The sequence below is a fragment of the Bradyrhizobium sp. WSM1743 genome, from assembly GCF_000473065.1.
In the GTDB taxonomy this organism is placed as follows: Bacteria; Pseudomonadota; Alphaproteobacteria; order Rhizobiales; family Xanthobacteraceae; genus Bradyrhizobium.
The window spans coordinates 35,113-60,645 of sequence record NZ_AXAZ01000024.1 but is presented as its reverse complement, the minus strand read 5'-3'; the positions used below and the strand labels follow the sequence as shown (position 1 = coordinate 60,645).

The window sequence follows — 25,533 nt, the reverse complement described above, 5'->3', positions numbered from 1 at the left end:
CCATCCCCCTCAGCTTTGATCGGTCGCGCCGTCAGCCCCTTCGGGAAGCTGCGCGCCGCCCGATCGATCGTATTTCACGAGCTCGATCTCGCCGTCGCCACCGCCGACGCGCGCGAAGCGCCAGACGAACAGCGCGCGCCGGTTGACGTAGCCTTTCGCCAGATCCTTACGCAGCTCCGGGTGCTCGATGTGCTGCGGCAACGGCGCGGCCGCATGTAACACGACGCGCGAGGCGTCCTGCGCGCCGGCCGCCGACTCGATCACCGAATAGACGCAGGGCGGCGGCGCGATCACGGGCGCCGCGATGATGTTGACGAACACCGCGAGCGTCCTGGTCTCGCCGCCGTTTTCCAGATCGGCACTGACCTCGAGCCGGTCTCCGGGCTCGAGGGGCGACACGTCGTCGACGCCGGTGCCGACGCGGCGCAGCAGGCGCAGCGAGAGCTCGTAAGGCACGTATCGTGGGAGCTGATAGCCGTCACCGCTCTCGCCAGCCTGCGGCCCGCGGGCAACAAACAGCTTCTCGGGCGCGCGCGCGCTTCCGTCCGGATTCGGCCGCCCGAACCGGCGGAAACGCGCCGTAAACTTCGGAACCGGCGAATCGCTCGCAAACAGTCCGCTCACCGGATCGATTGTGTCGCAAGCAAAGTACAGCGTCGCGCCCGGATCGTACTCCTCCCGGTCGACCGACAGCAGCGCGCGGGCGCCGCCGACCGGCTTGATGTCTCCTTCGGCAGTGCTGCCAAGTTGCCGGTCATAGGATGGATCGCCGAACGCGATGGTACGTGTCCGGCTGCGCAGAACGCGCCGGTCACCTGGATCGAGCGCCAGCGGCAAAATCGCCTTCAGGCGAGGCGCGGGCGACAACGGGTCGATGTGACCGAACGTGATCACCAGCCTGATCGGTACATCGACGGTCGCGCGGCGCACCGCGTCACGCGCCGCCGGCAACTGGTCCGTCACCGAGAGGGTCCAGGTGAAGGTGGGCCAGGCCACGACCGGCGCCGTCTTATCCTTCATGTCGAACGACGCCGCGCCGATTTCCAGGCGTACCGTGCGGATCGCGATCAACCCATTGAGCTCGGCCTTGGGATCGCTGATGTTCGCTGCGACCGCATCGACCTTGATCGCCAGCAGGCCATCCCAGTTCGGACCAAGCAGTCCGTTGGCGGCCGGCGGCGCGTCCGGCACGACGGTCAGCGACAGGGCGACCCGCAGGTGCTCGTCGCCCTTCTTTTGGCGCACCACATCAGCGCTCTCCGCGAAGACGCCGAACCTGTCAAGGATAAAGGCCGCTTTCGGATCGGCACGTCCTCCATCGGCGAGCGACAGATAGGTACGCCGCCTGAATTTGAGAGCGTCGCTCTCGCGACCGGCGACCCTGATATCGGCGATGTCGCGCGGGAGCGCAGGCGAGCGCGGCGTGCGCAGTTGATGCGCGACCACCGGCCCTGAACTCGCGGGTCGTCCGAACCGGGCATGCTCCGGATCGAATGCGTTCTCGTCGACCGCAACGATCACCGCCGCGGTGACGACCTCGAACACACCCGGGCGCCGCCCGACCGTGGCAAGCTCGAAATAAGGAGGCAGGATCGGCCCCGTGTCAGACGGGGCACCGAGTGCCTCGTCGATGGGAGCGCGCAGCCTCGTGTTGACGGGCGAAAGATGTCGCGCGGCCGGTCCTTCGAACGGCACGTGCAAGTCGCGTTGATAGGCGCCGCGATGGTTGAAGCCGAGATAGTTCATGGCCCTGGTGGTGTGGCCCGGGAGCCCGATCTGCCAGAAGCGCGCCGCAAAGCCCGCCTCCGCCGACTGCACCGGACGCTCGGCGCCGAGCCGCGGCGCGAGCTTGTCGAGCCCGTCGATCGCCTCCGGGCTCGGCCAGCCAAGCGATGGCGACGGCGCGAGCACCGGATGATCGGTTGCGATCCCGTCCCGGCGACCTCGGAGGATCCGCGGACTCGGGATCTCGACGACCGTGACGCCTGGCATCCGGCCCTCGCGATCCACTTCCCGGATCGCACATTCGGCGGAGCGGTCGAGATCGCGCGCCCGGGCGACGAGCTCGGCGCGCGGCGCCATTTCGCCGGCGTCATCGGCGCGGTCGGCCTGCACCAGGCGGTAGGCGGACTCGTGCACCGCGCGCCGCGCGGACAATGCGACGAGGTCCGCCGGCACCAAGTCGCGGCTGTCAGCGGCTTGCGACGGCGACGGCTTGATCTCGATGCCGACAACCGGACCGACCTTCGTGCCACCCTTCTCGCCTCGAGCCGGATGGAGCGACAGCGCCCGCCAGGTGGCCTGGCCATTCGCGGCCGGCGTCGCGTTCCACCGGGCCTCGATCGCCATCAGAGCACGCAGGAAGAACGGCGCAGCCTTGATATCGGCGCTGCTCTCGAGCTGCCCCTTGCTGCCTTGCCGGAGGTTCTCGAAGAACAACTGCTCGACCGGCATGACGCGCGCGAGCGCTGCAGTCTCCGCGAGTGGCGCGAGGCCGGCGCCGCCGATGGCGGACAGGACCTGCGCGGCCTCCGACCCGCTTGCAATGACCATCGTGCGCGGTGCCGGCGGTCCGACCTGGGCATTGCCGCCCCACAAATCGGGCGCGGCAACTTCCCATTGCCCATCGGCTTGGGTGAGCGACCCAAATGCGCCGAGCAAGGTCGCGTCGAGACCCGCCCAAGGCACGACCGCCGTAACGGCGCACTGCTCTGCCCCTGCCCGATACGGGAACAAGGCTGCGCTGCCGCCGAGAAAAAACGGCGCCTGAAGGTGCGGCTTGAATGGCGTTGTTCCGTAGAGACGGATCAAGGCTTCGTCGAAGAACCCGGACACCGCCCAGGGCAATTGCACGAGTCCGGGATGCGGTACCTTGGCCTGGGTGTCCTGGCCACGGTAGAGCCGTCCCGCATAGCGCGGCGCGAAGCCATACGCCTTCCCCGTGTCGATCATCAGCTGCAGGGAGGTGATCGCCACATGATCCAGTGTCGTGAAGGTGACACTGCGCTGCTTGCCAGCGAGCGTATGCTCGACCTCCACAAGCAACGGGATCTGGGCTCGCGGCGTGATGCGCTTGCCGAGCCGGCGCAATTGCGCGGCGTCGATCCGGTGGCGCCGGAAACGCGCCTTCACGGTGTGAGTCAGCTCGCCGCCGGCCTCGATCCGGATCTTGCGGCTGCGACCCGCTTTTTTGCTATCGGCGTCCTTCGGCGACCGCCATGCATCGGGCAGCGCGCTGCCATCGGCCTTGCGCAGCCCGTTCACGGGCCAGTTCACGGGGCTCGTGAACCCGACCTCCCAGGTGACATCGAAGTGATGTGCGGTACTTTCCGCATCGGCGCGCAGGCGATGGTCGATCCGGTTCGCCGTGCCCGTCGCGAGGCCGGCGATCCGCGCCCATGCGCTCGCGGCGGCGAGCGGCGCGAGCGCACGGAGCGGCTCAGGGCTCGCGACGAAGGCTTGAAGGCGCGCCTGCACCTCCCAACCGCCCGGCGCTTCGAGGCCGAACAGCGGCCGCGCGTGCACCCACACTCCCCTCAACTCGACGCCGACGCGGCCAGACGCGTGGTCGATAGACAGCTCGAAAGGCTTAATCGTGTCCGCGGCCGGCAAATCGAGCCAGCGGAATGACTTCGCTTCGCGGCCGACATGGACGAGGGCCGCGGCCTTATCCGGCTCGTCGATCGCGTCAGGCACCTTGGTCGTCTCAGGCATTACCTGCAGCGCGCCGTCGATGCGGATCGACTGGCTTTGCGCCGCCAGCGTCACGGCGATCTCGTCGATGCGCAGCAGCACGCTGGATGCGGTCGCGGCCGTGCCGGTCGGCTTGAAGCCGAAGTCGATCTTCGCGCCGATCGTCGCCTGCGATTCCAGCTCGCACTCCCGGCCGAACAGGCGCGCGCCGAACCGCACCTTGCCGCTCGCGATGTCCAGCACGATCGTGGCATCAATCGGGGACTGGTTCGCCGACGGGATTCCTCCCTTGGCATCGACCTCCAGCGGAACTGCACAGGAAACTTCCGGATTGCGCGGCGCGTACACAAGCCTCGGCTGCGGACCATCGACATGCCCGAGACTGATGCCCCCCCATACCGGCTTAAAGGTGTTGCCATGACGCGTGAGCGTCAGGCAAAACAGGTCTGCACGCTCATAAATCCGGTCGGCACCGAACGGCCCCGGCTCGGCGTCGGACGTTCCGTCGTCCAGCAAACGCTGTCGGATACGCAGCGTACCGATGACCTTGATAACCTGAATCGTGTCGTTTCCGTCGAACTCGACGCGCAACAGCCGCGCCGGCCTGAACAGGAACGGCTCGAACCGCAGATCGAACGGCTTCGGTTTCCCGGTCCAGGTCGGCGCCTCGGGTTCCTCCATCAAGCGCCATTCGTGCAACGCGTCGGGAAAGTTCGCGCGGTCGAAGGCCTGTCCGACCGTGCCGGGTGCGCTCTCGACCGGATTCGCGGCGCCGTCGAACACCTTGTTTTCTATCGGCAGGTCACGAACGTGGAAGGCGAGCCGCGCCGCTTTCATCCAGGGAATGGTGGCATCGATTTCGATGCGCTCGGGCTGGCCGAGCGTGCGCAGCACGCCACGCGGCTTGCCGTCGAGCCCGACCGGACGGGCGCCATTGCTCGCGGCCGCGCCGAGCCCGGTACCGCGCGAGTCCCAGACCAGATCCGAGCCATCGAGCCGGAACAGGCTCGCGGCATTGCCGCGGACCGTGATCGCTTTCCCCCCGACCTGCAGTTCGTCATTCACCACATCGAATTCACCGCGCAGCCCGGCGAGCGCCGTGTCCAGTCGATAGGTATCGCCGTTGAGCTGATAGGCGCCCCAGCGCGGCGCTAGGTCGATCTTCACGGAGACAGCTTTCCACTTGTAGGGCTGCACCAGACTCGCAATGTCCTGGTCGTGATCCGTGCCGGTCGCGACCCAGCCGGTCATGAAGGCGTCCTGGGTATACGTCAGCGCCATCCGCACCCGGTTCTGGCGCCAGACCTCCTCGAGTCGCGCCGGATCGAGCGCCGTGACGACCAGGCTTTCGGTTTCGGCGACCGGCGGCGGAGCAGTCCCGGACTTCGGCGGCGGCGGATCGGACCAGGCAAACAGTTCGTCGAGCACCGAGAGGTCATGGCGCAACGCGGCGTTGAACTGTCCTTTGTCCTTGGGCCATTGCTGCGGCACGAATTCGGGCCCCGGAAGCGTGGTGAGCACCAGCGTATCCGACACAAAGGACACGGCCTTCGCGTCGACGTGAGCCGGCGGATGCTCGACCCTCAGCACCGCTGCCTCGCCGCCGGGCGCATTCGCGAGAGTGAAGCCGCCTTCGAAGGCGTAGCGCAGCAGGCCGCGCGAGACCGAAGGTTCTGCCGGCGTAACCGCCGTCCGCGTCAGCGGGTGGTTGGTGATGAACGGCCGGTCGTGCGGCACCTGCCATCCATAGCCACGCAGTGTGCCAGCCGGCGACGGCGTGAGCTTGCTGCCGGGCGGCAGCACTTCCAGCAGATCGGTGACATGGAGGGCCCACCCGTCGGGCTTCCACGTGAACGTTCCCTTCAGAACCAGCCCGGTCTGCGGGGCATTGAATGCAATCGGCACGTCACGGGTCGTGGCTGGCCCGCGGCGAAGGTCTGGCAATGCTTCCGCGGCTGTCGGCGCGGTCTCGGCCACGAACACGAAGCCGCGCAACTGGCCTCGCGCGCCGCGGATGTCGAGGGTCCCGCTCGCGGGACGGTATGCGGCGTTCTGCTTGCGCCACCGCATGGTCAGGACGAGGCGCACGGCTTCGTCGACAACGATACCGCGCAAGCCGTCGGCGGTCGTGCCGTGGGCGGCGACGATCCGTCCGCTCATGGCGCTCGGCGGCGGCACCCCCTGGTCCGGCAGCTTCTCCCTGCGCTCCGTGGCGAGGCCGAGTTGCAGCCAGCCGTCAGTGAGCGGGAGAAAGGCGTAAGGCGCTCGCGTCGCCGTCGCGGCGACGACGTGTCCGCTCTTATAGGCGGCGAGCAGGCGCGCCGCAGTCGCGTCCAGCGGCACCTCGATCGGCTGCGTCTCGAACGTATCGTCGAGGCTCGTGGTCCAGGCGCCGTTCCCATGCGCGAATTGAATCACGACTTTCGGCGCCCCGGCGGTGTCGGACCCGGCTGAGATCACCACGTCGAAGCCATCTGCCAGCTTTCTCCACTCGAGATGTTCGCCGTGGATCGCCGCGATGCCCGGCACGTCGCCCGGAAAATTGCTGACGGTCCGCAGACGCGCATCGATAGCGGAGGACTCGACCGCCATCTTGAATTCGCCCGTGACGGTCTCGATCAGAGCCAGTCCATTCGGTGTGATGGTCAAGGGCCAGAGCAGCGGCGGCACCCCGGGCCGCCGATCGAAGCGAACGGCCAGTGGCGCATCCTTGTCGCTGCCGAGATCGCCGAATGCGCGGGCGATGCGTGCCTCGAGCTGCTCCATGGCTCCGGGCGCGTCCGGATGCCCTCCGATCAGGCGCAGCCAGTATCGAGGCTTGCCGTCCTGGCCCGGACGGCGCTCGAGGCGGAAGCGGCCGCGAATGCGCGCCGCCGGATCAGGCGCATCGAGCAGGTCGCGCGTCGGGTCCGGCAGCGATCCGTCGAGCTCGATGCCATGCGGCACCAGTGTGAGCGGCAGCGTCCTGGTCGCGGGCTTCTCCAGCCGGAAGCCGCCGAACAGGGTGGATTTGCTATTCTTGGTGACGAGCTTGAGGAATTTCTGCAGTGGCTGACCGTCGACCGCAAGCGCCACCGGAACCAAGCCAGCCGTCAGCCGCAGTTGCGGCACCTCGATATCGGGGCCGAGCTTCTGCGGCCAGCCGCCGATCGGCACCAGCGTGACGTCGTTCACGGGCTTGTCGGTGACCAGCGTCCCCGCGAACGTCGCCCCCTGGCCTTCGAGACGCAGCTCGACGCCATGATTATTGCCGCCCTCGTGCTCCTGCGGCCGGACGTAGCCGCGCAGCATCAGCGGCAGGTGCACCTGATTGGTGCCGCCATGCTCGACCGGCTTGGCATCCGCGCCGGCGAGCAGCACCCGCAGACCGGCAACGTCCTTGACGATCTGGTCCGAATGGGTGCCGCTGTCCCAGTAGAAGACGCGCAGCTTGGCCGAATAGAACGGTTCGTTTTCCCCGCCGGCGATCCGTATCGCCGCGATCCGGCTGATCTCGCCCATCAGACCTCTCCCTCGATGCGGCGCGCGATCCGATGATGCAGCGGCGTCAGCGTCCCCTTGCTGGCCGAAACCACGGGGCTCCGCCCCGGCCCGAACAGCTGCGCGGCCGCGACGCGGAGGAGAAGCGCCCACAACTCAGTCTCGGCGGGCGTCGGCCCGGCACCCGGCCGGAAGCCGCGCACGTCCTCGTCACTCGGCAGCGGACGCACGCACAGCAGCTCGCGTCCCGCGCTCTGCGGTGGGCCTTTGCACAGATCGTCGAGGCGCTGCAGCGCATCGGAATGGTGCCGTGCCGCATAGGACAGCGGTACGGTCAGCTTGTCGCCTTGCTGTGGCGGCGCCTGCCACTGCCGCAGCAGCCCCTGCGCCTCCGGCGCGGACCCGAGCGCCGCCATCGCCTTGTCCCAGAGCGGCGTCCAGTCGGCCAAAGCCGGCTGCCAGCCGCAAGTGAGGACGTGGTCGGACAGCACATCGATGGTCACCAGATAGTCGCCGGTGACGATCTGCGCGAGACGCGCGTTCAGCAGTGTCAGGAGATCGCCGTCCACCTCTTGCATGAACGGGCGCAGCGCACCGGCATCGCGCGGCACCGCGGCGAGCCGCAGCCGCCAATCCTCGCCTTGTCCTTGCGGTGTGATCAGCAGCGGCTTGGTGTCGTCATGCGCCGCGGCCAGGAGCAACTGCCCGGCCGACTGCACCAGATAAGCCGACTCTTCATCCTTCTTCGGCACTACCGGCAGCAGATCGAACTCGCCGGCGCGCGCGACCACCTCGCCGCTTCCAGGAAGCGACGCCTCGATCGAGATCCGATAGCTGATGCCCGGCTCAGGGAGATGCACGACGTTGCGGATCTCGGCCCAATGCTGCCCTGCGTCGCCGAACCACAGCACTGCCTCGCGTGCCGACATGCAGTCGATGAACCGGTGCAGCGCCAGATCGAAGATGATCGTCGTCTCGCCGGCTTTGCGCACAACCTCGTAGGTCGGCGGCGCAGACGGCGTCCGCTGGTCGTAGCCATCCGTGATCCGGTACGGCAGGTGCGGCTCCGCGAAGCCCTCCTCGAACACCGCGCGCGTTGTCTCCGACACGACGATGCCGGCGCTCATGTGAACCAGCGCATGCGTGCGGAAGAAATATGGCAGGCTCGCTGCGGAGACCAGCGTCGAGCCGAGCCATGCATCCGGCACGAGCTTGCGCAGCTCGACCAGCCTCGCCTCCGCATAGGCCTCCTCGAGCGCCGGGAAAGCGAAGTTCGCGTCGGCATCTGGCGCGCCGAATGGCGCCAGTGGCTGGTAGTCTTTGACCTTCTCCTTCACCAAGCCCCGCATCCATTCCTGGTAGGGAAACTCGCGTCGATAGCCGACCGAGATGCCGAGCGGCGCGAGCATCGCGTCGTTGCGGCGATTGGCTTGCGCCAGCACCATGTCGGTGCCATGGGCGACGACGATCTCCATGCGCGGCAGATCCTTGTCCTTTGCCGGACGCCGCTGCGCCGCCAGGATCACCGGCTTCTCGAGCGGCTCTGTGCGCGGCAGCGTCACGTCGAGGAACTGGTTGGCGAAGCCGGCCGCGTCCAGGGCGCCGCCGAGGTCGGGCGGCGCATTCACGGCGCCCGGGGCCTCGAGCGCCTTGATCCAGCTCTCGTAGCGCCCATAGGGCCGGATCGCGAATTTCCGTCGGGCGCCGCGCCGCTCAGGATCCGGGATCGTGACCGATACGAACCCGCTCGGGTCGGGCGCGCGTCGCCACACGCCGGGGTCCGCGACCGTGCCGAGCGAGAAGAAGATCGCTCCGGCCTCGGTCGGCTGCGGCGCGCAGTGATCGAGATAGCGGGTCCAGAAACGCACGATGCCAGCTGCGATCTCGGCGCGCGCGGACTGTGCGGCCTCCGCCTCCTTTGCATCCGGCTCGTTGCTCACCGGCATACCCTGCGGCAGCGTGATCCGTCCGAAGCGCCGCGCCAGCGGATAAGCGAGGTTGATAAAGGCCTGCACCGGGGTGAGCCGGAACGGAAGGTCGCGCTCCGGCCGGAACAGCGCCTCTGCCCAATCTTGCCCCTTGAGCGCCTCGAACTTGCCGAAGGCCGGATCGGGTGCGCGCGGGTCGTTGGGCTCGAGCACGACCGGCTGCGCAATCTCCTGGCTGGTATAGGGCGCCGGCTGCGGAGCGCCGATCGTGCCGTCCGGCTGCACGACGACGCTCTCGAGCGTCAGCGCCGTGTCGATGTCCTGCGCAATGAGTTGCGCCGAGTTCCGCAGGATCACGCGCACGACCGCGATGGCCTTGTCGTTCTCGGGCAACTGCGCGGAGACGCGGAAGGCGTGCACCACGCCGTCGCCGAGCCGGACGGCAGGATTGGCCTCGATGCCGCCGGCACGCGCGAGCACGTCGAACCATCGGCCCGGCGACGGTGCCGCAAGCTTGAGGCGCCATTCCGGTCGCTGGTCATTGCCGGACTTGGGAACGATCTTGAAGTAGCGAACGCGCCGCAGCTCCGCGGGATCCGCCGCGGGAGCCAGGCGGTCGGGCGCGGGACGCAGCGCGATCTGGATCACCGCAAGCGTCTCCTTCTCGATCACGTCGGACTGTTCGCTCTTGCCGAGGCCTTCCCCGCCGCCGTCGAACCAGAACAGCTTGGCGTTGCCCCAGGGCTTGGTGAGCAGGTCGACGAAGGGCTGGCCGTTGAAGCGCTGGTCCTGGCCGGCATTGTCCGTGTCGCGATATCGCAGCAGCGCTCGCCGCATCGCGGTGCGCACCCGCTTCATCAGCTTGCTGCCTCGCAGATACTCGCCCGACATGATGTCGTAGAGGCGCAGCCCTCGGGCGAGCCCGAGCGTGCGCAGCGCGCCCCAGCCATGGGGATCCCGTTCGGGCGGCGTCTCGTCGAGCCAGTCCGCGAAGGACTTCGCTTTCACCTCGGGCTCCGGATCGGCGACGATCGAATAGCGCCGGTAGATCCGGCCGTCCTCGATCTCGGCACCGGCGCTCTGCGACGAATAGGGCAGGAACGCGAGCGCGTCGCCGAGCACCGGATGGAGCGCCGGCACGAGATCGACCACGTGCTCGCGGCTCACCACCATGACGAAGTCCGCGGTCGGGTTGCCGTTGACATCCTGACGGGCGCGCAGCACCTCGATGCGCAGGCTGACAACAGCCAGATGCGCAGGATCGTCAATCCGCCGCTGCAGCGCCTCGGTCTCCTGCTGGTAGGCGGTCTCGCGCGTGGCGCCGTCCGGGACGAGCCGCAGGTTCTGCAGCAACCGGCGCACCTCCGCGACCGTGAAGCCGCCAATCTGTCGGAAGTGAGCTGCCTTCGCGGCTGCTTCCTGGTCCGTGGGCGCATCGGCGACGAGATATTCGCCGAGACCATGGCCATGCTGGCCGACGACGGCGAGCCGCCAGGCGAGGAGCGGATCGACAGCCTGATCGAGCCAGGCCGGAATCGATATGCGCAGCGCGTCCGGCCGACCTTGCGCGAACAGCGAGGCGATCAGCGCCTCGTCGGGATCCGGCATCAGTGAGCGCCGCAGCGCTGGTTGCGGGAACAGCGCGGTTGACTCGGCCGACGAGTACCAGCCGGCGCGGCGCATGCCGGTGGCGCGCTCACCCTTGGGCGGATTGAGCAGCCGCAGGGTCTCACTCGGATAAGCGGCCTCCAGCCGGCCGAAGTCACCGAAGCCGGACGGCTCGAGGCCGTCGAAGGCGGCCGGCATCAATGCGACGCGGCCGACCGCCTTCGCGGCGGATTCGAGCTGCGCCTTGAGGTCGTTCGCGTCCGACAGTGCCGGAAGCGCGTCGGGGTCGACGACGTGCAGATCGTAGCCGCCGATCCAGCGATAGAGCTCCGCATGGTTCGGCCCCTGTTCGCGGCGCAGGCTGCGCGCGTCGACGCGCCAGTTCAGCCTGGTGGCAGTACGCCGTGCGGGGTCGCGCAGAGTCGGGAACGGCTGCGGCTCCTGTCCTAGCGCAGGTGCGAGGTCGTCGATCGTACCATTGATCGGGGGATAGATCAGGTGCAGCCGACCGCTCTCGCAGGTGGCGTCACCCCCGGTATTGCGCAGCGCCATGAATTGCAGCGCGAGTGGCTGCTCGAAGGTCTCGAGGATGGTGCTGATCGGCTTCGCTTTGTCGGAGGCAAGCGGAGACTCCTCGCGCGCCAGCACGAGGTTGACCGGCATGCTGCGCCATTCGCCGTGCAGGCCGGATACGAGGAGGTCAGCGGGTTTGACGGCCTCGGCGGCCAGCCGGCGCACGAACAGGCGGCGCGAGAGGCCAGGAACGATATTGGTGTCATCGGCATCGAGCGCGGTCAGGATCGCGCTGAGCTTCGCGTCCACCAGCTTGCCGTCCTTCAGCATCTGGATAGACGCGCTGAAAAAGCCGGGCGTCAGATCCTTCGATTCCTCGGAGGGCGCCGCATCCTTGTCAGACGCCGCGGTCTTGCCGGGATCGCGATCCTCGTTCTGGAACACGAACGGATCGGACGCCGTTCCGGGCTTCAGCCTGAGCACGAACTCCGCGACGTCACTGCCGCGCAGCCGCTCGATGGACCGCTCGTCGAACCGGCTGGCCTGTTCCAGCGCATCGTTGCCATAGGTGCCAAGCGCCTCCACCGTCTCCGTGAGGATGCGCAGATGCAGCGCGAAAGTCTTGTCCTCCGGCTTCGGCGTGAACAGGAAACGCAGCTTCGGCGCTTCCGGCGAACCCGGTTTCTCGTAGGTCAGCTGCAGCACCGCCTGGCGCGGCGAGACCGGCAGCGGCTTCGCAGCCCCGGTGATCGGCACCTCATAGGGCTCACCGAAATCCGAGGTCCCCGCAATGTCGACCGGCACTATCTCGTAGAGGATATCGACGGCGGTATTGGTGTCGTCGGGCTCGAGCTGCCGCAGGTTGAGCAGCGCTTCACGCACATCGTCGGGAATCGCGACCGCTCCCGTGTCCGCATCCTTTTGGCGCAGGTCGTCGATGAACTGGAACGGCGGACGGAGCATCGTCAGCGTGGTGACGCCATTCTCCACCGCCAGCCGGGTCGGCGCTGCGGCCTTGACGACGAACTCGGCGCGATACTCGCCCTTCTTCAAACCGCGGATCGTGCGCCGTACGCGATAGTGGCGCAGATGGAATTCCGGGTCGTGATAGGCGCCCTGCGACTCGCCCCAGGCCGGCTCCAGGTCCCAGTCGAGCATGATCCCCTGCTCGCTGATGACATGGCGGGGCGTGAAGCGCGGCTGCGCCTTGCGGAACATGCGGCTCGGCGGGTTGAACAGATGCACGGTACCTCCTGCCGGCGCGTCGCTCTTGACGACCGTGAAGGCGCCGAGCGGCGGGCTGGTGATGTCGCCGTCCTGCTCGGCGGTCGCGAGGTCCGGGAACAGCTGCCTGAGGGATGCCTCCGAAATCAGGAAGGTCAGGCCGAAATCGCGCGCGTCGACCTCCCCGTTGCGCGTAGGCAGGTTGCCGGCCGGCACACCCTGGGCGGCCAACTGTGCGGCGGTGTCCAGCACCGAGGCGAGGATCGCCGAGCGCGCCTCCTCAATCTGCGCTTCGCGCTTGCTGAGCGCGGACAGCTCGATGCGCGAGCGGCCGTGCCGCGCCAGCATGGCGGCCGCGGCCTTGCTGTCGTCCGCCAGGGTCTCCTGGCCGGGCGTGATGAAGCGCGGGAACGGCTCTGTCGGCTGGCCCGCGTCGAGATCGAGGAACAGGTCGAACAGGAGGTCGTTGAGGGTGACGCCCGCGTCGACCGTCTCGTCGCCATTGGTCACGTATTTGTCTGCCCAAGCGACCGGCTTGGCCGGTCCGTCGAACGGCAACTGGAAGAACTCTTGCAGAATTGGCTTGCCGCTCGCCAGCGCGTGGGACGGCGACTGCAAGCGGCCGCCCGTCATCGCGGGTGATGCGAAGAACGTGGCCGCCGGATTTGCAACTGTTTCGGGCTTGTCGTTCTTGTCGACCGCTGTGTGATCGCGCGGCACGAGCTGCATCACGTACCACTCGCCCGCCTGGCCAGCGAACGAAGTCGGGAACAGCATGGCCCAGAAATTGGTCGCCGTGATCGGCCGCCCTTTCAGCTCTGGCGGGGTCACGGGCTCGGGCGCCGGCGCGGCGCCGAGCTCCTGGTCGATGGTCTGGTCGGCAATCGCCGCCTGCTCGTGGCGCGGCGGCTCCGGCGGCGGATTGCTCTCGACGCGCCGGCCGTCCTGGCTCTTGTCCGGGATCGGCGTGCTCAGGCCGAGCGCCATGAAGCCGGCGACGCGGGCTCGCGCCTGGTCCAGCAAGCCGTTGTTAAAGCTGAAGCCGATACCGACCGAGGCGGTGCGGCCGAATGCGCGGATGCCGACCGAGGCATGCGCCTTGCCGCCGAGCCCCTTGGGCGACACCACGCCCTCGATCGCGATCGACACCGCAAGGTGGATCGAGAAGCCGGCAGAGAGCCGGATCCTCTTGCCGAAGACCTTGAAGCTGAGCCAGACCTCGATCCGCGCGTCGATCAGGATGTCGAGACGCAGATAGCCATAATACATCGACTCGTCGAAGTTGCGCAGCGACAGGTAGGACAAGAGCCGCGTTTCGAGATTGAAGGTCGCATGCGCCACTGCGGCCGCGCCGAAGCTGTCGGAGCCGATCCGACCCTCGAGATGCACCTCGCCATAGGCCTTGAAGGCGATGCCCTGCAGGACCGAGAAGTCCTCGACCCGCTGGATCAGCCCGCCCCGGACGCGGAGATAGAAGGTCTCGCCGGGCTTGCCGAGCTCGAAGCCTAGCTCGTAGGGCCAGCCGAGCTCGAAGTGGAACAGGCCTGGCCGGATGTAGAGCGTAGCCGAGAAGTCGGTCGACTGGATCGCGGTCTTCAGCTGCGGCGGCATTGGCGGATGCTCGCCGATGAAGCCGTTGCGGTTGGAGATGAAGCGGCCGAGGAACTCGCGCTTCGGCGCCGAGAAATACAGGTAGCCGCGGAACACCGGCTCGCGCTTCCAGTCCGCGTCGCCGCCGTCGGTAACCCATTTGTGGTAGTTCACGCACAGCCAGGCGCGCAAATTGATCAGGATCGTCAGGTCGGTGCGCAGCGCCGCGACGATGTCGAGCAGGATCGGGTTGGAAAGACTCGCCTCGACCTTGTCGTTGTACTCGCTGCTGGTGCGCTGCGCCGCCGAGAGCGCCAACATGCCGCGCAGCGCGAGCGTCAGGTCGGCATTATGGTAAGTCGGCTCCCAGGCCTCGAACCGGTCGAGGCTCCCTTGATATTTGGACACCTCGTCGAGGATCTTGATCAGCTCCTGCGGCGTCTTCGCGCTTTCGGCCTGGGCGATTCCGGCGAGCGTGTAGCGATAGCCGAAGCCGAAACCAACCTCGCGCAGGTAGATCGTGCCGATCGGCGTGTCGATCGGCTCCGACATCTTGTACATCTGCCCGTAGATGAAAAAGGCGTGAAGCGGCTTGGCGCCGGGATTGGCCTTGTCCTTGAGCTCGAGGAAGCCGAGCGTCGCCGACATCGGCGCCCAGCCCTGGATCTCGACGAAGCCGCTCGCGAGGAAGCCCTGCGCCGAGATGTTCTTGGGCAGCACGCCCGGCCGGTAAAGCGACGGCAGGTCGCCGTCCACTGTGATCGCGGTGCCACCGATCTTGACGCCACTGAGTGAGATCGCGACGCCGAGTCCGTCGAAACGGATTCGCGGCAGGATGTCGTTGCCCGCCGGCGGCCCGATCAGCATCTCGTGGAAATTGACCTGAATGCTGACCCGGTCGCCGCTGTTGAGGAAGTTGACCTGGCCGCCGAAACCCATGGCGGGGTCGCCGCCGAACTTGTCGGCCGCTGGATAGAACGCGATGCTGCGCAGCTCGAAGCGGAAGATGTCGAACAGCTTGATCACCTTCGGCGGCTTCAACTTCACCAGGAACGAGATCGCACGCATCAGCACGCGCGGGTCCGAGGTGAGCGGCGCCTTGTCGAAACGGATCTCGACCGCCTCGAAATTCTTCAGGAGACCGCGCGCGAACGCCGTGTCACCCGGATTGAAACGCGCGCTGCCGGTGACCAGGAAGTAGAAGTGGTAGCTCTCCTCCATCACGAAGCTAAAACCGAGCTCCGTGATGGTGATGTCGAATCGCGTCGAATGGCACTTGATCGGATCGCCGCTCTTGTCGATCAGGGCAGTCGCGGCCTCAACCACGACGTCGCCGCCGGACGGGCTGCGCCCGAGTGTGAGTGCGACCGCCGCCTTGGCCTCGCCGATCAGCTTCTTCGGCAGCTGCCCGGAACCGGTGAGCGATCCGCCGCTGAAGCGCGAGCCCTTGATCGAGACCGCGCCCGACGTGAAGGTGAACGGCATGTCGACGCCACCGAGGCGCACCGCGTCCGGCTTGATCCGCGCCTCGAGGTCGAGGCCAGACCGGCCGATCGCGAATTCGCTGAGCTGGAACTGCAGCCCTTTCCCGGCCGACGCGACCCGGTCGTAGGAGAGGAAGGCGTCGGCCTGCCGGCCGAGCCCGAGCTTCTCACCGCCGACCGACAGGTCGAGGTAGAACTGCTCGTACTCATCGTCGGCGACATCCTCCTTCCGGCGCACTTCCAGGTCGAAGCCGAGCGGCCGGTAGTGACGCGTCTCCTTGTTCTTCGCCTTGATCGCGATGCGATCGCCGCCAGTCACCTTCATTGACAGGTCGTCGAGCGAGGCGGCGACGCCGAGCTTGGTCTGCGGCGAGAAGTCCTTGCCGAGATGCACCGTGACATCGAGGGTCAGCGTCGCGGTCCGGTTCGGGCCGTCGAAGGCCAGCTTGGGATTGTCGATCTGAATCTTCTGCGACAGCATCTTGGCGAATTCGCCGCCGCCAGTCTCGTCGCCAGCCTTCGGCAGCAGGCCGAGGATGCGGTCCTTGACGTTGCCGACCGAGGGCGTCAGGACGATGTCATCGGCCGCTGCATTGGTGCCGATGGTGGCCGGCTCGAGTCGCGCCGACTGGTGCTTCGAGAGCACCGTGAAGGTCGCATTGCCGGTCTGCAGCGTCACGTCCTTGGCGCGATCGGCGCCGGTGGTGACGAAACGCTGGAACAGGCGCAGGCGCCCGCGCTGCACCGCCGCGACGACGATGTCGCGCTTCGCGCAACCGGCACCGCCCTGCCCCGGCTCGGCTTTCAGCACGACCAGCCGTTCCGCGGCCCCGGAGGCTGCGCCGCTGTCGTTGTCCAGGGTGCCGAGCGGTTGCTGCGGTCCGGTCTCCTTGTCGAGCCAGAGATCGGTCGACAACGTCGCATGCGCGCCGGCCACGGGCTCGACGATCAGTCCGAACCAGCTCTCCGGGCCGAAATCAATCAGAAGCGAGGGCTTCGCCTTCGCGTCGACCACGAGATCGAATCCGAGCGCGGAGAGATTCAGCGTGCCGCCGATCGGCTGATCGTTCGCCGGCGTGAGGACGATCTGGCGGATCTGGTAGCTGCGCGAATCGAGCCGGATCTCGATGCAGACCACCTTGTAGGCCGCGAGCGCGGCGTCCGCGAGCGCATCCAGCAGCTTGCTGATCAGCTTGGCGACCGCCTCGACGGCGCCGGCCAGCAGCCCGGCGGCCTCGCCGGCCTGCTTGGCGAGCCACGTCATCGCCGCGGCCAGCATGCGCCCGAGCAGCGTCAGCAGCGACTTCAGCTTCTCGATGTCGAAGCCGGGCATGTTCGTCTTGGGTAGCGGGATCGCGGCGATCAGCCGGATCAGCTCGCCCACCGCCTCGACCGCCGCAGTCGCGACCTTGGCGATCAGCACTATCGGATAGGGTTCGGCGATCTTCAGCTCGGTGAGCTTGGAGTGGATGCCGCCGCCGGGCTGGACCGTGGTCTCAAAGCTGGCATCGAGCACGATGAACAGGGTCGGGTCGTCAATCGCGGCGATCCGAATGCCCTTGAGCTCGTGCGCGAGCGTCACGCCCTGCACCGTCGCGCCGTTGGCCGGATTGATCACGATCGGGTCGAACTTCACGGTCGTGCTGACCGCCGCAATCTTGATGCTGAATGGCAGGCGCTTGTCGTTCACCAAGTCGACCGGGAACGGCTGGCCGACCGGAATGTCCGTCACCTGAAGCGCCGCCGTGAAACTGTGCTTCTTGGCAACGCCGTCATAGCTGAACGTCGCGTTGCTGACCTCGCAGATCTTGGTGCTGTCGTAGAACAGCTTGCCGCCGGCGGGCGCGGCGGTTGCCAGCGAGAGATCGCCATTGACCAGGTTGGCCTTGATTTCCGGCAGCGGATTGTCCGGCGTGAAGGTGAGTTTGGTCGCGAACGGCGGCAGGGAGATCGGGAACAGCGACGGTAGCTTGCCGAACGCCGGGAAGCTCAGCCCCGCGAAGCTCAGCTTCGGCAGCTTGAAGCGCGGCCAGTCGAGATCGAAGGCCGGCAGGCTCGGCAGGTCGAGCGCGAGCAGCGCATCCACCGCGTCCTGCAGCGCCGCTGCTTTCACGCGCAGGTCGAGGCGCCATCGCCCCTTGAGCGACGCGGCTGCGCCGGCCGTCAGTGTCAGGTCGATGTCGACACCTGCGTCTGCCTCAACCCGCGCCAGCACCGTGTCGGCCGTGATCGCGGCCGGATCGAGGACCTCTGGCATCAGCCAGAGCCGCGCCGTAACCTTCTGGCTCGCGATCGCCTGCAGCTCGAACAGCGTATCGGCGTTCTCGACCTTGACCTCGAACGGTTGCGCCAGCCGGCGACGCAGGCGTTCGCGCAGCGCCGCCCATTCCTCTTGCGCGAGCTGCTCCAATTCGTCCTTTTTGCGGAATACGAGGCCGTTCGCCGGTCCTGCCTTTAGCAGCTTGCGCGGAATGTCGATGGGCGACTTGAGCTTGAGCGTTTGCTTGACGCCACCCGGCCCGGCCGTTCCGGCCACCTCCAGCGTCATGGCGCTGAACGACTCCCCGCCAGGCAGCGCCTCGGCGTGAAGCGTAAATCCCGACTTGTCGAACAGCCATAAGATATCGTTCGCCACGCCTGCCCCTCCAGCCGCGCGCCTACTCAGTCTCTAAGAGTACAGCCTTGCGCGAGTCGCACTAGAAACTCGCGATGGATTGCCTCGAAATCGCTCGCCTTGGAAAAAAGATCGATCGACTCGGCCTCATGTCCATCCCCAAAGTGATGAGCTTTACCCACTTTGAGAGGAGATTGCGGGGCCTGGTTCAATCTCAAGGCGGCCTCCAGTCGCCGGATTTCCGTCTATTAGCAACTGGACCTCCTTGTATTCCCTCGACTTGATCTCCTTCTGAAACCACACCGGTTTCCAGGAATTGCCACCCTCAAAACGGCTAAAATTGAACTGCAGGTAAAGCGTTGTCGACCCGCTCCTTCGTCCCGCATCTTCCTCCAGGACAGGCATTGTGGCAGCATCCACTTCCACTTTGCCGGTGACAACCAGAGTCCGCTTATTCGTGTCGAAATCTCGTCCGGGTTCGCGGTGGTCTTCCCAAGCCTTCCAGAACCTCAAGTTTGCATTGTGGCCCATGGAGATTCTCCGAACTGTGCACGTGAATCGATATCGCTAAGGCCCGGTGTTCGCGCCCGAGCCATTCGAGAAATAGTTGAGGGTATTTTCCTCTTGCGTTAACAAACTCGTGATTGCTCGTTAAATATTTCTGGCACAACAGCTCTTTAGCTGCTGCATCTCCGCAATGCTTCGCATCAATCGCCTAATGCGCCCAACGCCTTGATTGGCGACGCTAGCGCTTTCCCAGGCATCCTGCTGTCGACAAGCTGAACGCTTCTTAAACATCTCTGCACGGTTGTAAGGTCGCAGTTTCGCACCTTCCTCACCATCGTCAACAGTTTTTTGATGACGCACCCTGTCGCAGTGAGGACAGACAGCCACGGCGGCACGCCCAATGCACGTTTCTGCTCGCCGTATTCGGGCAGGCCAGCGATTCCTGATTGCGTCTTCGAAATTGCGTATTCGATTGGTTTGCCAATTCCCCCTCCATCAGCGCGAGCTGCTCGTCCGACAAGCCGTTATCTGCCTTGGCGCTATGGTAATCCTGCCTCCGAAACGCCGTTCTCGACAGCTTTGAGAATATTCCGGTGCTCTTGGATGATGGCGATGCGGTTGACGCACTCGTCGTAGGTCGTCGCGATGGTTCTTACACTGAACGGTCCACACTACTTCAGTCTGCGGTGCGAAACGTGATTTGAAGAGGTTGTGGGGATTTCTCGAGCGATTCGTCGAGGCTCCAACCCTCAAGAGCCTGTTGCACTTCCGTCGCCTGTTCGCTCTCGACCTGTTGCACGACAGTCCTTTCGTGGTTACCGATGCGATGACCGTTAGGATCCCAGCCCAAGACGTGAACGTTCTCGAGGCTCTCCGCTCTGCCAATGACGGCAAATCCATCCGGATAGATCGCACCTCCGGATGCCCGCGCGCTGGCATAAGGACCGTCAACAATCGGATCGAGTGTTGCCAAAGAGTCTGCCGCCTCGCCAGCACCAACCAAAGAACGTAACACGACATTAGCGATACTCAGAGCGAAGACGTTGGTTAGCAACATCGCGGGATCCGCTGATCCGTTATCTTGAAATCTCTCTTCGATCGCGACCGTAGCGGTCCGGACCGGATTGTGTGAACCAATGATCCACTGCCTGCCGAGCCAATCGGCCACGACGAATACTGTGCCGGGTGATGGCCAGGTTCCGTCCCGCGCTCCACGCGCGGCCGCAGATCCAAACATCAAAGCAAGAACGGTGAGATAGTTACCCCGCTTGACCGCTGTAGGATCGCCTGGAACGTCGTCTGGAGGCGTGGCCAAGACTGGCACCGCCGTGTGTGATCGATCACCAACTCGGCGCGAGTCGGCGAAGTCATCCACGAGCCTATTGCAAAACCGTGCGACACGGTCGCACCACTGATCTGCATTCCAAGGTAGGGCTCGACTTGCTCAACATAGCCATTCCCTACCGAGCGACCGAACTGCTTGCGCGAGCTTCCGTGAGTCGCTTTGGATTCGGTGATTGCCACGTCTGCATGGTTCGGACGGCTGAACACGAAATCGGGCGACCGCTTTGTAGGTGCGGTTTGCAGAAGCAAGTGGTTTTCGAAATGATCACACCAAACGTAGCCATCCCGGATCATTTGAAGATAGGCGACTCACGCGCCGACGATGCCCACGAGGTGGCTACGTGAAAAATCCTTGAGGCGTTTGGCTGAAGCGAGAAGCGAAAATTCGTCTGGTCGTTCGTCGACATGATGCGCGATCAAATGGCGGCAGCTTTCGCTTTCGAGCGTTACGGCGTCGGGATTGACGGGGTGGAGATGCGAACACCGCGCCATCGCGCCGAATAGCTCTAGCGGCGAAAACTGAATCTGCCGTATGCTTGGCGCACGTCCGATCACTCCTGGAATCGGCCGATGACTATGTCCCGTAACGGACGTAAGTTCAATTTTCTTGTGTTTCGATGTCCAAGCCACAGCAGCCCCCAAATGTTACCTGAAATCAAAGCAAGCAGCGACTTTGTTGCGGTAATGATCGTCCGACACCAGGACGTCCCCGGGCCGGACCAACCGTAATTTTGGCCACCATTTCCAATAGCTAAAGATCATCCCCATCCGCCATAACGGCAAAGCCGGCACCCAAAGAGAAGCAATCGGCACGCGCTCCCAGCAGCAAGGTATCAAGTTGCTGCATTCGCCTGACTGCTGCGTTGTGCTTTCCGCTATCCATCTTCTTGCGGATACCATTAAAAACCGAACGGCGAACACGCGGCTGGAACACAACGACCTTGGTCTTGAGATTGGATCCGAGGCCCTTCAAGACCCGAAGCAGTGCTTTCCGGTCCTTCTGTCTTTCTCCATTGAACCAGACCGCATCTTTGAGCACACCGCTCGCGTTTGCGGCGAGCTTATCCCTCAGTAGCCCTCGATCAACGTGACGCAAATTCTTCACCGCCTGGCCGACAACAACCTCATAGTCTGAAACGGACAAATCCCGCTTCGCGTGGCCGGAACCACTTCCCTTGACGTGGATGAGTGTAAGTTCGGGCGGATTGCACGTTTCATCGAGATGGATGAAGTCCGCCGATTCCATGGCGCCATCATCACACACCAGCCAGCCTGTTGGCTTGCCTCGCACGTCCATGTTTGGCCAATGTCGGGCGAAAGGCCGAACAGTGACTTGTCGCCAGTTTTGCCAATACTCTCGACCGCGAAACGTCTTCCATCGAGCGGTTTCTCGTTCTTAAAGATCGTGTTGTCGCGATCCATGCGGACCCAATCCCAGTCCTCAAACCGAGCATCACGGAATCGCGTCTCATAGAACAGGCCGCGCGAATATGTATGGCCCGTGTCGAAGTAGATCGTGAGGTTTTCCGGAGCCTCGCAGATCTTCAAAAGCGCCTTTTCGACCTCATTTCCATCGAAGCCATCGATCTTGCGCGACCTCAACCTCACATCTGATTTGGGCGTGGACGTCGGCTCGAATTCATAAGCCAGCCGGCCGAGCTTCACGTCCGCCCAAAAGACATCAACTTCAAAGTTTGGGCTTCCAGCCGCGGTTGTTATCTCAAAACGAGCAGCATCACCAAACTGATGAAGCCATCTGAGTTCACCATCAACGTCTGTTCCGTTACCGTCACCAGCCTGTTCTGGCACGATGAACGCTATGTCGTAGGGCTGCTCAATTCCTTTCAGATCAATCGAGGGCGACGCCAGAATCGGCAGAGGTCTTTCCGACCTTTCCTTGTCATCCATGTGCTTTGCTGCGCGTACGAATATCGCATCGACCAATTTCGTGAAATCATCCGAGGACTTCGTTGGGCCTATCCAAAGTCGACCGCCACCAGGACTGGCTCCAACGATCGTCGGTCTGTCGCCCTCGACCAGCGGCATCGTGCTCCTCACGGAGCTGAAGTAGTAGGATTGGTCACCCAGCGGATCGAGGGAGGTTTCCAGCTCCATACCTGCGAGGACCTTTGAATCAGCCTTGATGACGCTTCGCCGGTGGGTACCGCTCAACCACAATGTCCGCACTTGGGATTCCACAAACGCCTTGTTAATCTGTGTGGAAGAAAAGCGCTCAACGTCTGAAAGTGCACCTTTCGCGATAGATCCAATTTTTCTGGCAATCGCAGTTCTGAGTCCGTTGTCCGAGAAGAGGAGCGCGTACAAGCTGCCGCGTTGCGCAACGACCACGAGATGATTCAGGACATCTGTCACCCCATCTCCAGTAAACCAGCTCGGCGGCCGTTTCTCGACATAGTGGACCCATGCGTAAACAGTGCCGTCCTTCTTCACATTCGGGTTCTTGGCGGCAATGAATCGTGGTCGTTCGAATTCCTTCCTGTCGGCGATCTCTTTGGAGACGTCACGAATAGCATCAATGAGATCTCCGGGAGTCGGCGTTTTTCCGGCCTTTGCCTTGCAGAGCGATACCGACAAGTACGGGGCGCATTGATCAAATGAAACAGACACGTCAATACCTCACACAGTTCGGCCGAAGCACGGAATTCCAGCGTTAAAGCATGCGGCACAGATCTGGGCTTCTTACGCAGTCATTCCAGCAAAATTTTTTGAGACCCTTGGTGGTAAGTTGGCGCCCTTGGTACGATCGATTACAGATTGATGGATACGCGCGCCGGTGAGCCAATGCGCTTTGTGCCGATAGCAGTCGAGCCCGTGGTGGACCGCATAGCGTTCGATCATGTGGGATTGAAACTTGCGGACCTGGTGTCGAACGCAGTCGCCTCTTCCGCTCTCGCACCATAGGCCTCGGTCCGGCATTAAACCGGGTGGGCTACCTCGTCGGCCGGATTGGCTATCTTCTCGCCATGCAGGATCGCGAACCCGTAGATCTGCTTCACGATATCGCGGACATGGATCGCTGTTGCGGGAGCCCCGCGCTCGACGATAGCTGCGCAATGGGCACGGAGATCGTCCGGTGCGATCTCATTAAGAAGGCGCTTGCGCCAGACGGGAAGCAGCTCGCGTTCGAAGATCGATCGCCGCATTGCCCGCGTACCGTCGGCCATGGGTGCCGCGACAAGCCACTTCTCTCCGAGCTCGCCGAAACTCCTGGCTTCAAGGAGACGCCGCTTCTCGCGCTGCTTCTCGATTGCGGGTGAGCGACCTTCACCTACTGCGCGCTTCGCATCGATGCATTTCTCGCGCGCGCGTGCGAGCGACAGCCCTGTCGGGCCATACTTTCCGAGAACCACAGTCTCGCGTCGACCATGCAGACGGTAGTCGAGCCGGAACGACAGCGTCCCGGCGGACGACACAAGCACGTACATGCCGTCACGGTCAGTGACCTTGTACGATTTTTCCTTTGGTCTCAGCGCCTTAAGCGCAGCGTCTGTCAGCAAGGACTTTCCCTCCAGGCAAATACCGTCAGCCAGTTTTGAGCCGCTTTTGACTGGAGATCTCTTTGTTTTCCAAACACTTGGACAAAGAAAAATACCGTCAGACGCAGCATCGCGCATGACGGTATTGATCGGGATCGATGGTTTCAATGGACGGCGACACCGTCAGGCGCTCCGTCTGTCCGGATTTATGCGTGCCGATAGTTCTCGAATGTCGATGACGAATTCGATCGTAAAATCAGTCTGTTAAGTCGTGCAATTGGACAGAGCGGGATAGTCGCGGACGGGCCTGAATTATTCCCACTCGATCGTCCCAGGCGGCTTGCTCGTCACATCGTACACCACCCTATTCACGCCCTTCACCTCGTTGATGATGCGCGTGGCGGTCTCGCCCAAAAACTTCATGTCGAACTGGTAGAAGTCCGCGGTCATGCCGTCGGTGGAGGTGACGGCGCGGAGGCCGACGACATAGTCATAGGTGCGGCCGTCGCCCATGACGCCGACGGTCTTCACCGGGAGCAGCACGGCGAAGGCCTGCCAGATCTCGTCGTAGAGGCCGTACTTCCTGATCTGGTCGATGTAGACGGCGTCCGCTTTGCGCAGGATGTCGAGCTTGTCCTTGGTGATCTCGCCGGGGCAGCGGATGGCGAGGCCGGGGCCCGGGAACGGGTGGCGGCCGACGAAGATTTCGGGCAGGCCGAGTTCGCGCCCTAACTTGCGCACCTCGTCCTTGAACAGCTCCCGCAAGGGCTCGACGAGCTTCATGTTCATGCGCTCAGGCAAACCGCCGACATTGTGGTGCGACTTGATCGTCACCGAGGGGCCGCCGGTGAAGGAGACGCTCTCGATCACGTCGGGATAGAGCGTGCCTTGCGCGAGGAAGTCGGCGCCGCCGATCTTCTTGGCCTCTTGCTCGAAAACCTCGATGAAGAGACGGCCGATGGTCTTGCGCTTTGCTTCCGGATCGGTGACGCCTTCGAGCTCGCCGAGGAACTGCTTGGACGCGTCCACGTGCACGAGCGGGATGTTGTAGTGGTGGCGGAACAGGTCGACGACCTGCTCGGCCTCGTTGAGGCGCATCAGGCCGTGATCGACGAACACGCAGGTGAGCTGGTCGCCGATGGCCTCGTGGATCAAGACGGCTGCGACCGCGGAATCGACGCCGCCGGAGAGGCCGCAGATCACCCTGCCCTTGCCGACCTGCTGGCGGATCTTCGCGATCTCCTCTTCGCGGAAGGCGCGCATGGTCCAGTCGCCGGTGAGGCCGGCGATCTTGCGGACGAAGTTGCGGATCAGCTTTGCGCCGTCGGGCGTGTGCACCACTTCGGGGTGGAACATCAGACCGTAATATTTGCGCGTCTCGTCCTGGATGATCGCGAATGGTGCATTCGGCGAGGTGCCGGCGACTGAGAAGCCCGGCGGCATTTTGGTGATGCGGTCGCCATGGCTCATCCAGACCTGGTTCTTGCCGCCTGACGACCAGACGTCCTCGAACAGCTTGCTGGGCGCCTTGACTTCGACATCGGCACGGCCGAATTCGCGGTGATGGCCGCCCTCGACCTCGCCGCCCAGCTGGGCGGCCATGGTCATCTGACCGTAGCAGATGCCCATCACGGGCACGCCGGAATCGAAGATCAATTGCGGGGCGCGGGGCGAGCCGGCCTCGTGCACCGATTCCGGGCCGCCGGAGAGGATCACCGCCTTCGGCTTCATCTCGTTGAAGGCGCTTTCTGCCTTGTTGAACGGGACGATCTCGCAATAAATGCCGTCCTCGCGCACGCGACGCGCGATCAGCTGCGTCACCTGGCTGCCGAAGTCGACGATGAGAATCTTGTCGTGCGCCGAGGCCACCGAGGGCGTCGACGCGGAGCGGTCGTTCTGTGCTGCTGTCATGGCCAGCAGATACGCTGGCGCGGCCCGGGCCGCAACCGCGGTGGCGGCGCGCCCACATGCTTCTTTGGGCGGAATATAGGTCAGCAATATTGACCTATTATGCCCCCATCCTCACAAAGGGGGCCAATCAGGGAGAATGC

8 protein-coding genes and 1 pseudogene are annotated in these 25,533 nt (G+C 64.5%); all 9 read right to left on the bottom strand.

Going from position 1 to position 25,533, the window contains the following annotated elements; translation table 11 throughout:
• Window positions 1–9: 9 nt before the first annotated feature.
• The gene (locus YU9_RS0116970; RefSeq protein ID WP_027573933.1) at window positions 10–7,194 is read right to left on the bottom strand and encodes a hypothetical protein; all 7,185 of its coding nucleotides are present in this window, start codon (window positions 7,192–7,194) and stop codon (window positions 10–12) included.
• Window positions 7,194–18,155, bottom strand: a complete 10,962-nt coding sequence (locus tag YU9_RS0116965) for a hypothetical protein (RefSeq protein ID WP_027573932.1) — start codon at window positions 18,153–18,155, stop codon at window positions 7,194–7,196. Before YU9_RS0116965 ends, YU9_RS0116970 begins: the two co-directional genes overlap by 1 nt.
• A gap of 153 nt (window positions 18,156–18,308) precedes the next feature.
• The gene (locus YU9_RS0116960) at window positions 18,309–18,665 is read right to left on the bottom strand and encodes a hypothetical protein (protein WP_027573931.1); all 357 of its coding nucleotides are present in this window, start codon (window positions 18,663–18,665) and stop codon (window positions 18,309–18,311) included.
• A 652-nt stretch (window positions 18,666–19,317) separates the two neighbouring features.
• On the bottom strand, window positions 19,318–19,956 hold the full coding sequence (locus tag YU9_RS47770; protein WP_156951942.1) for a hypothetical protein: 639 nt from the start codon (window positions 19,954–19,956) through the stop codon (window positions 19,318–19,320).
• A 338-nt stretch (window positions 19,957–20,294) separates the two neighbouring features.
• Window positions 20,295–20,540, bottom strand: a complete 246-nt coding sequence (locus YU9_RS0116945; RefSeq protein WP_156951941.1) for a hypothetical protein — start codon at window positions 20,538–20,540, stop codon at window positions 20,295–20,297.
• 196 nt (window positions 20,541–20,736) lie between these two features.
• A complete protein-coding gene (locus YU9_RS49945; protein ID WP_245266409.1) occupies window positions 20,737–21,129 on the bottom strand; it encodes a hypothetical protein in 393 nt (130 codons plus the stop codon).
• Window positions 21,087–22,613: a hypothetical protein gene (locus YU9_RS49940; RefSeq protein ID WP_245266407.1), complete on the bottom strand. Its 1,527-nt coding sequence runs from the start codon at window positions 22,611–22,613 to the stop codon at window positions 21,087–21,089. The genes YU9_RS49945 and YU9_RS49940 overlap by 43 nt, the downstream gene beginning before the upstream one ends.
• Before the next feature lie 323 nt (window positions 22,614–22,936).
• Window positions 22,937–23,503, bottom strand: a pseudogene (locus YU9_RS41595) (tyrosine-type recombinase/integrase); the annotation flags it as partial.
• A 291-nt stretch (window positions 23,504–23,794) separates the two neighbouring features.
• A complete protein-coding gene (guaA, locus tag YU9_RS0116930) occupies window positions 23,795–25,393 on the bottom strand; it encodes a glutamine-hydrolyzing GMP synthase (RefSeq protein ID WP_027573927.1) in 1,599 nt (532 codons plus the stop codon).
• Window positions 25,394–25,533: the final 140 nt, after the last annotated feature.

Coding starts and splice junctions, on each gene's coding strand:
- YU9_RS0116970 (WP_027573933.1), bottom strand. CDS start 7,194: ATGGGCGAGATCAGCCGGATCGCGGCGATACGGATCGCCGGCGGGGAA.
- YU9_RS0116960 (WP_027573931.1), bottom strand. CDS start 18,665: ATGGGCCACAATGCAAACTTGAGGTTCTGGAAGGCTTGGGAAGACCAC.
- guaA (WP_027573927.1), bottom strand. CDS start 25,393: ATGACAGCAGCACAGAACGACCGCTCCGCGTCGACGCCCTCGGTGGCC.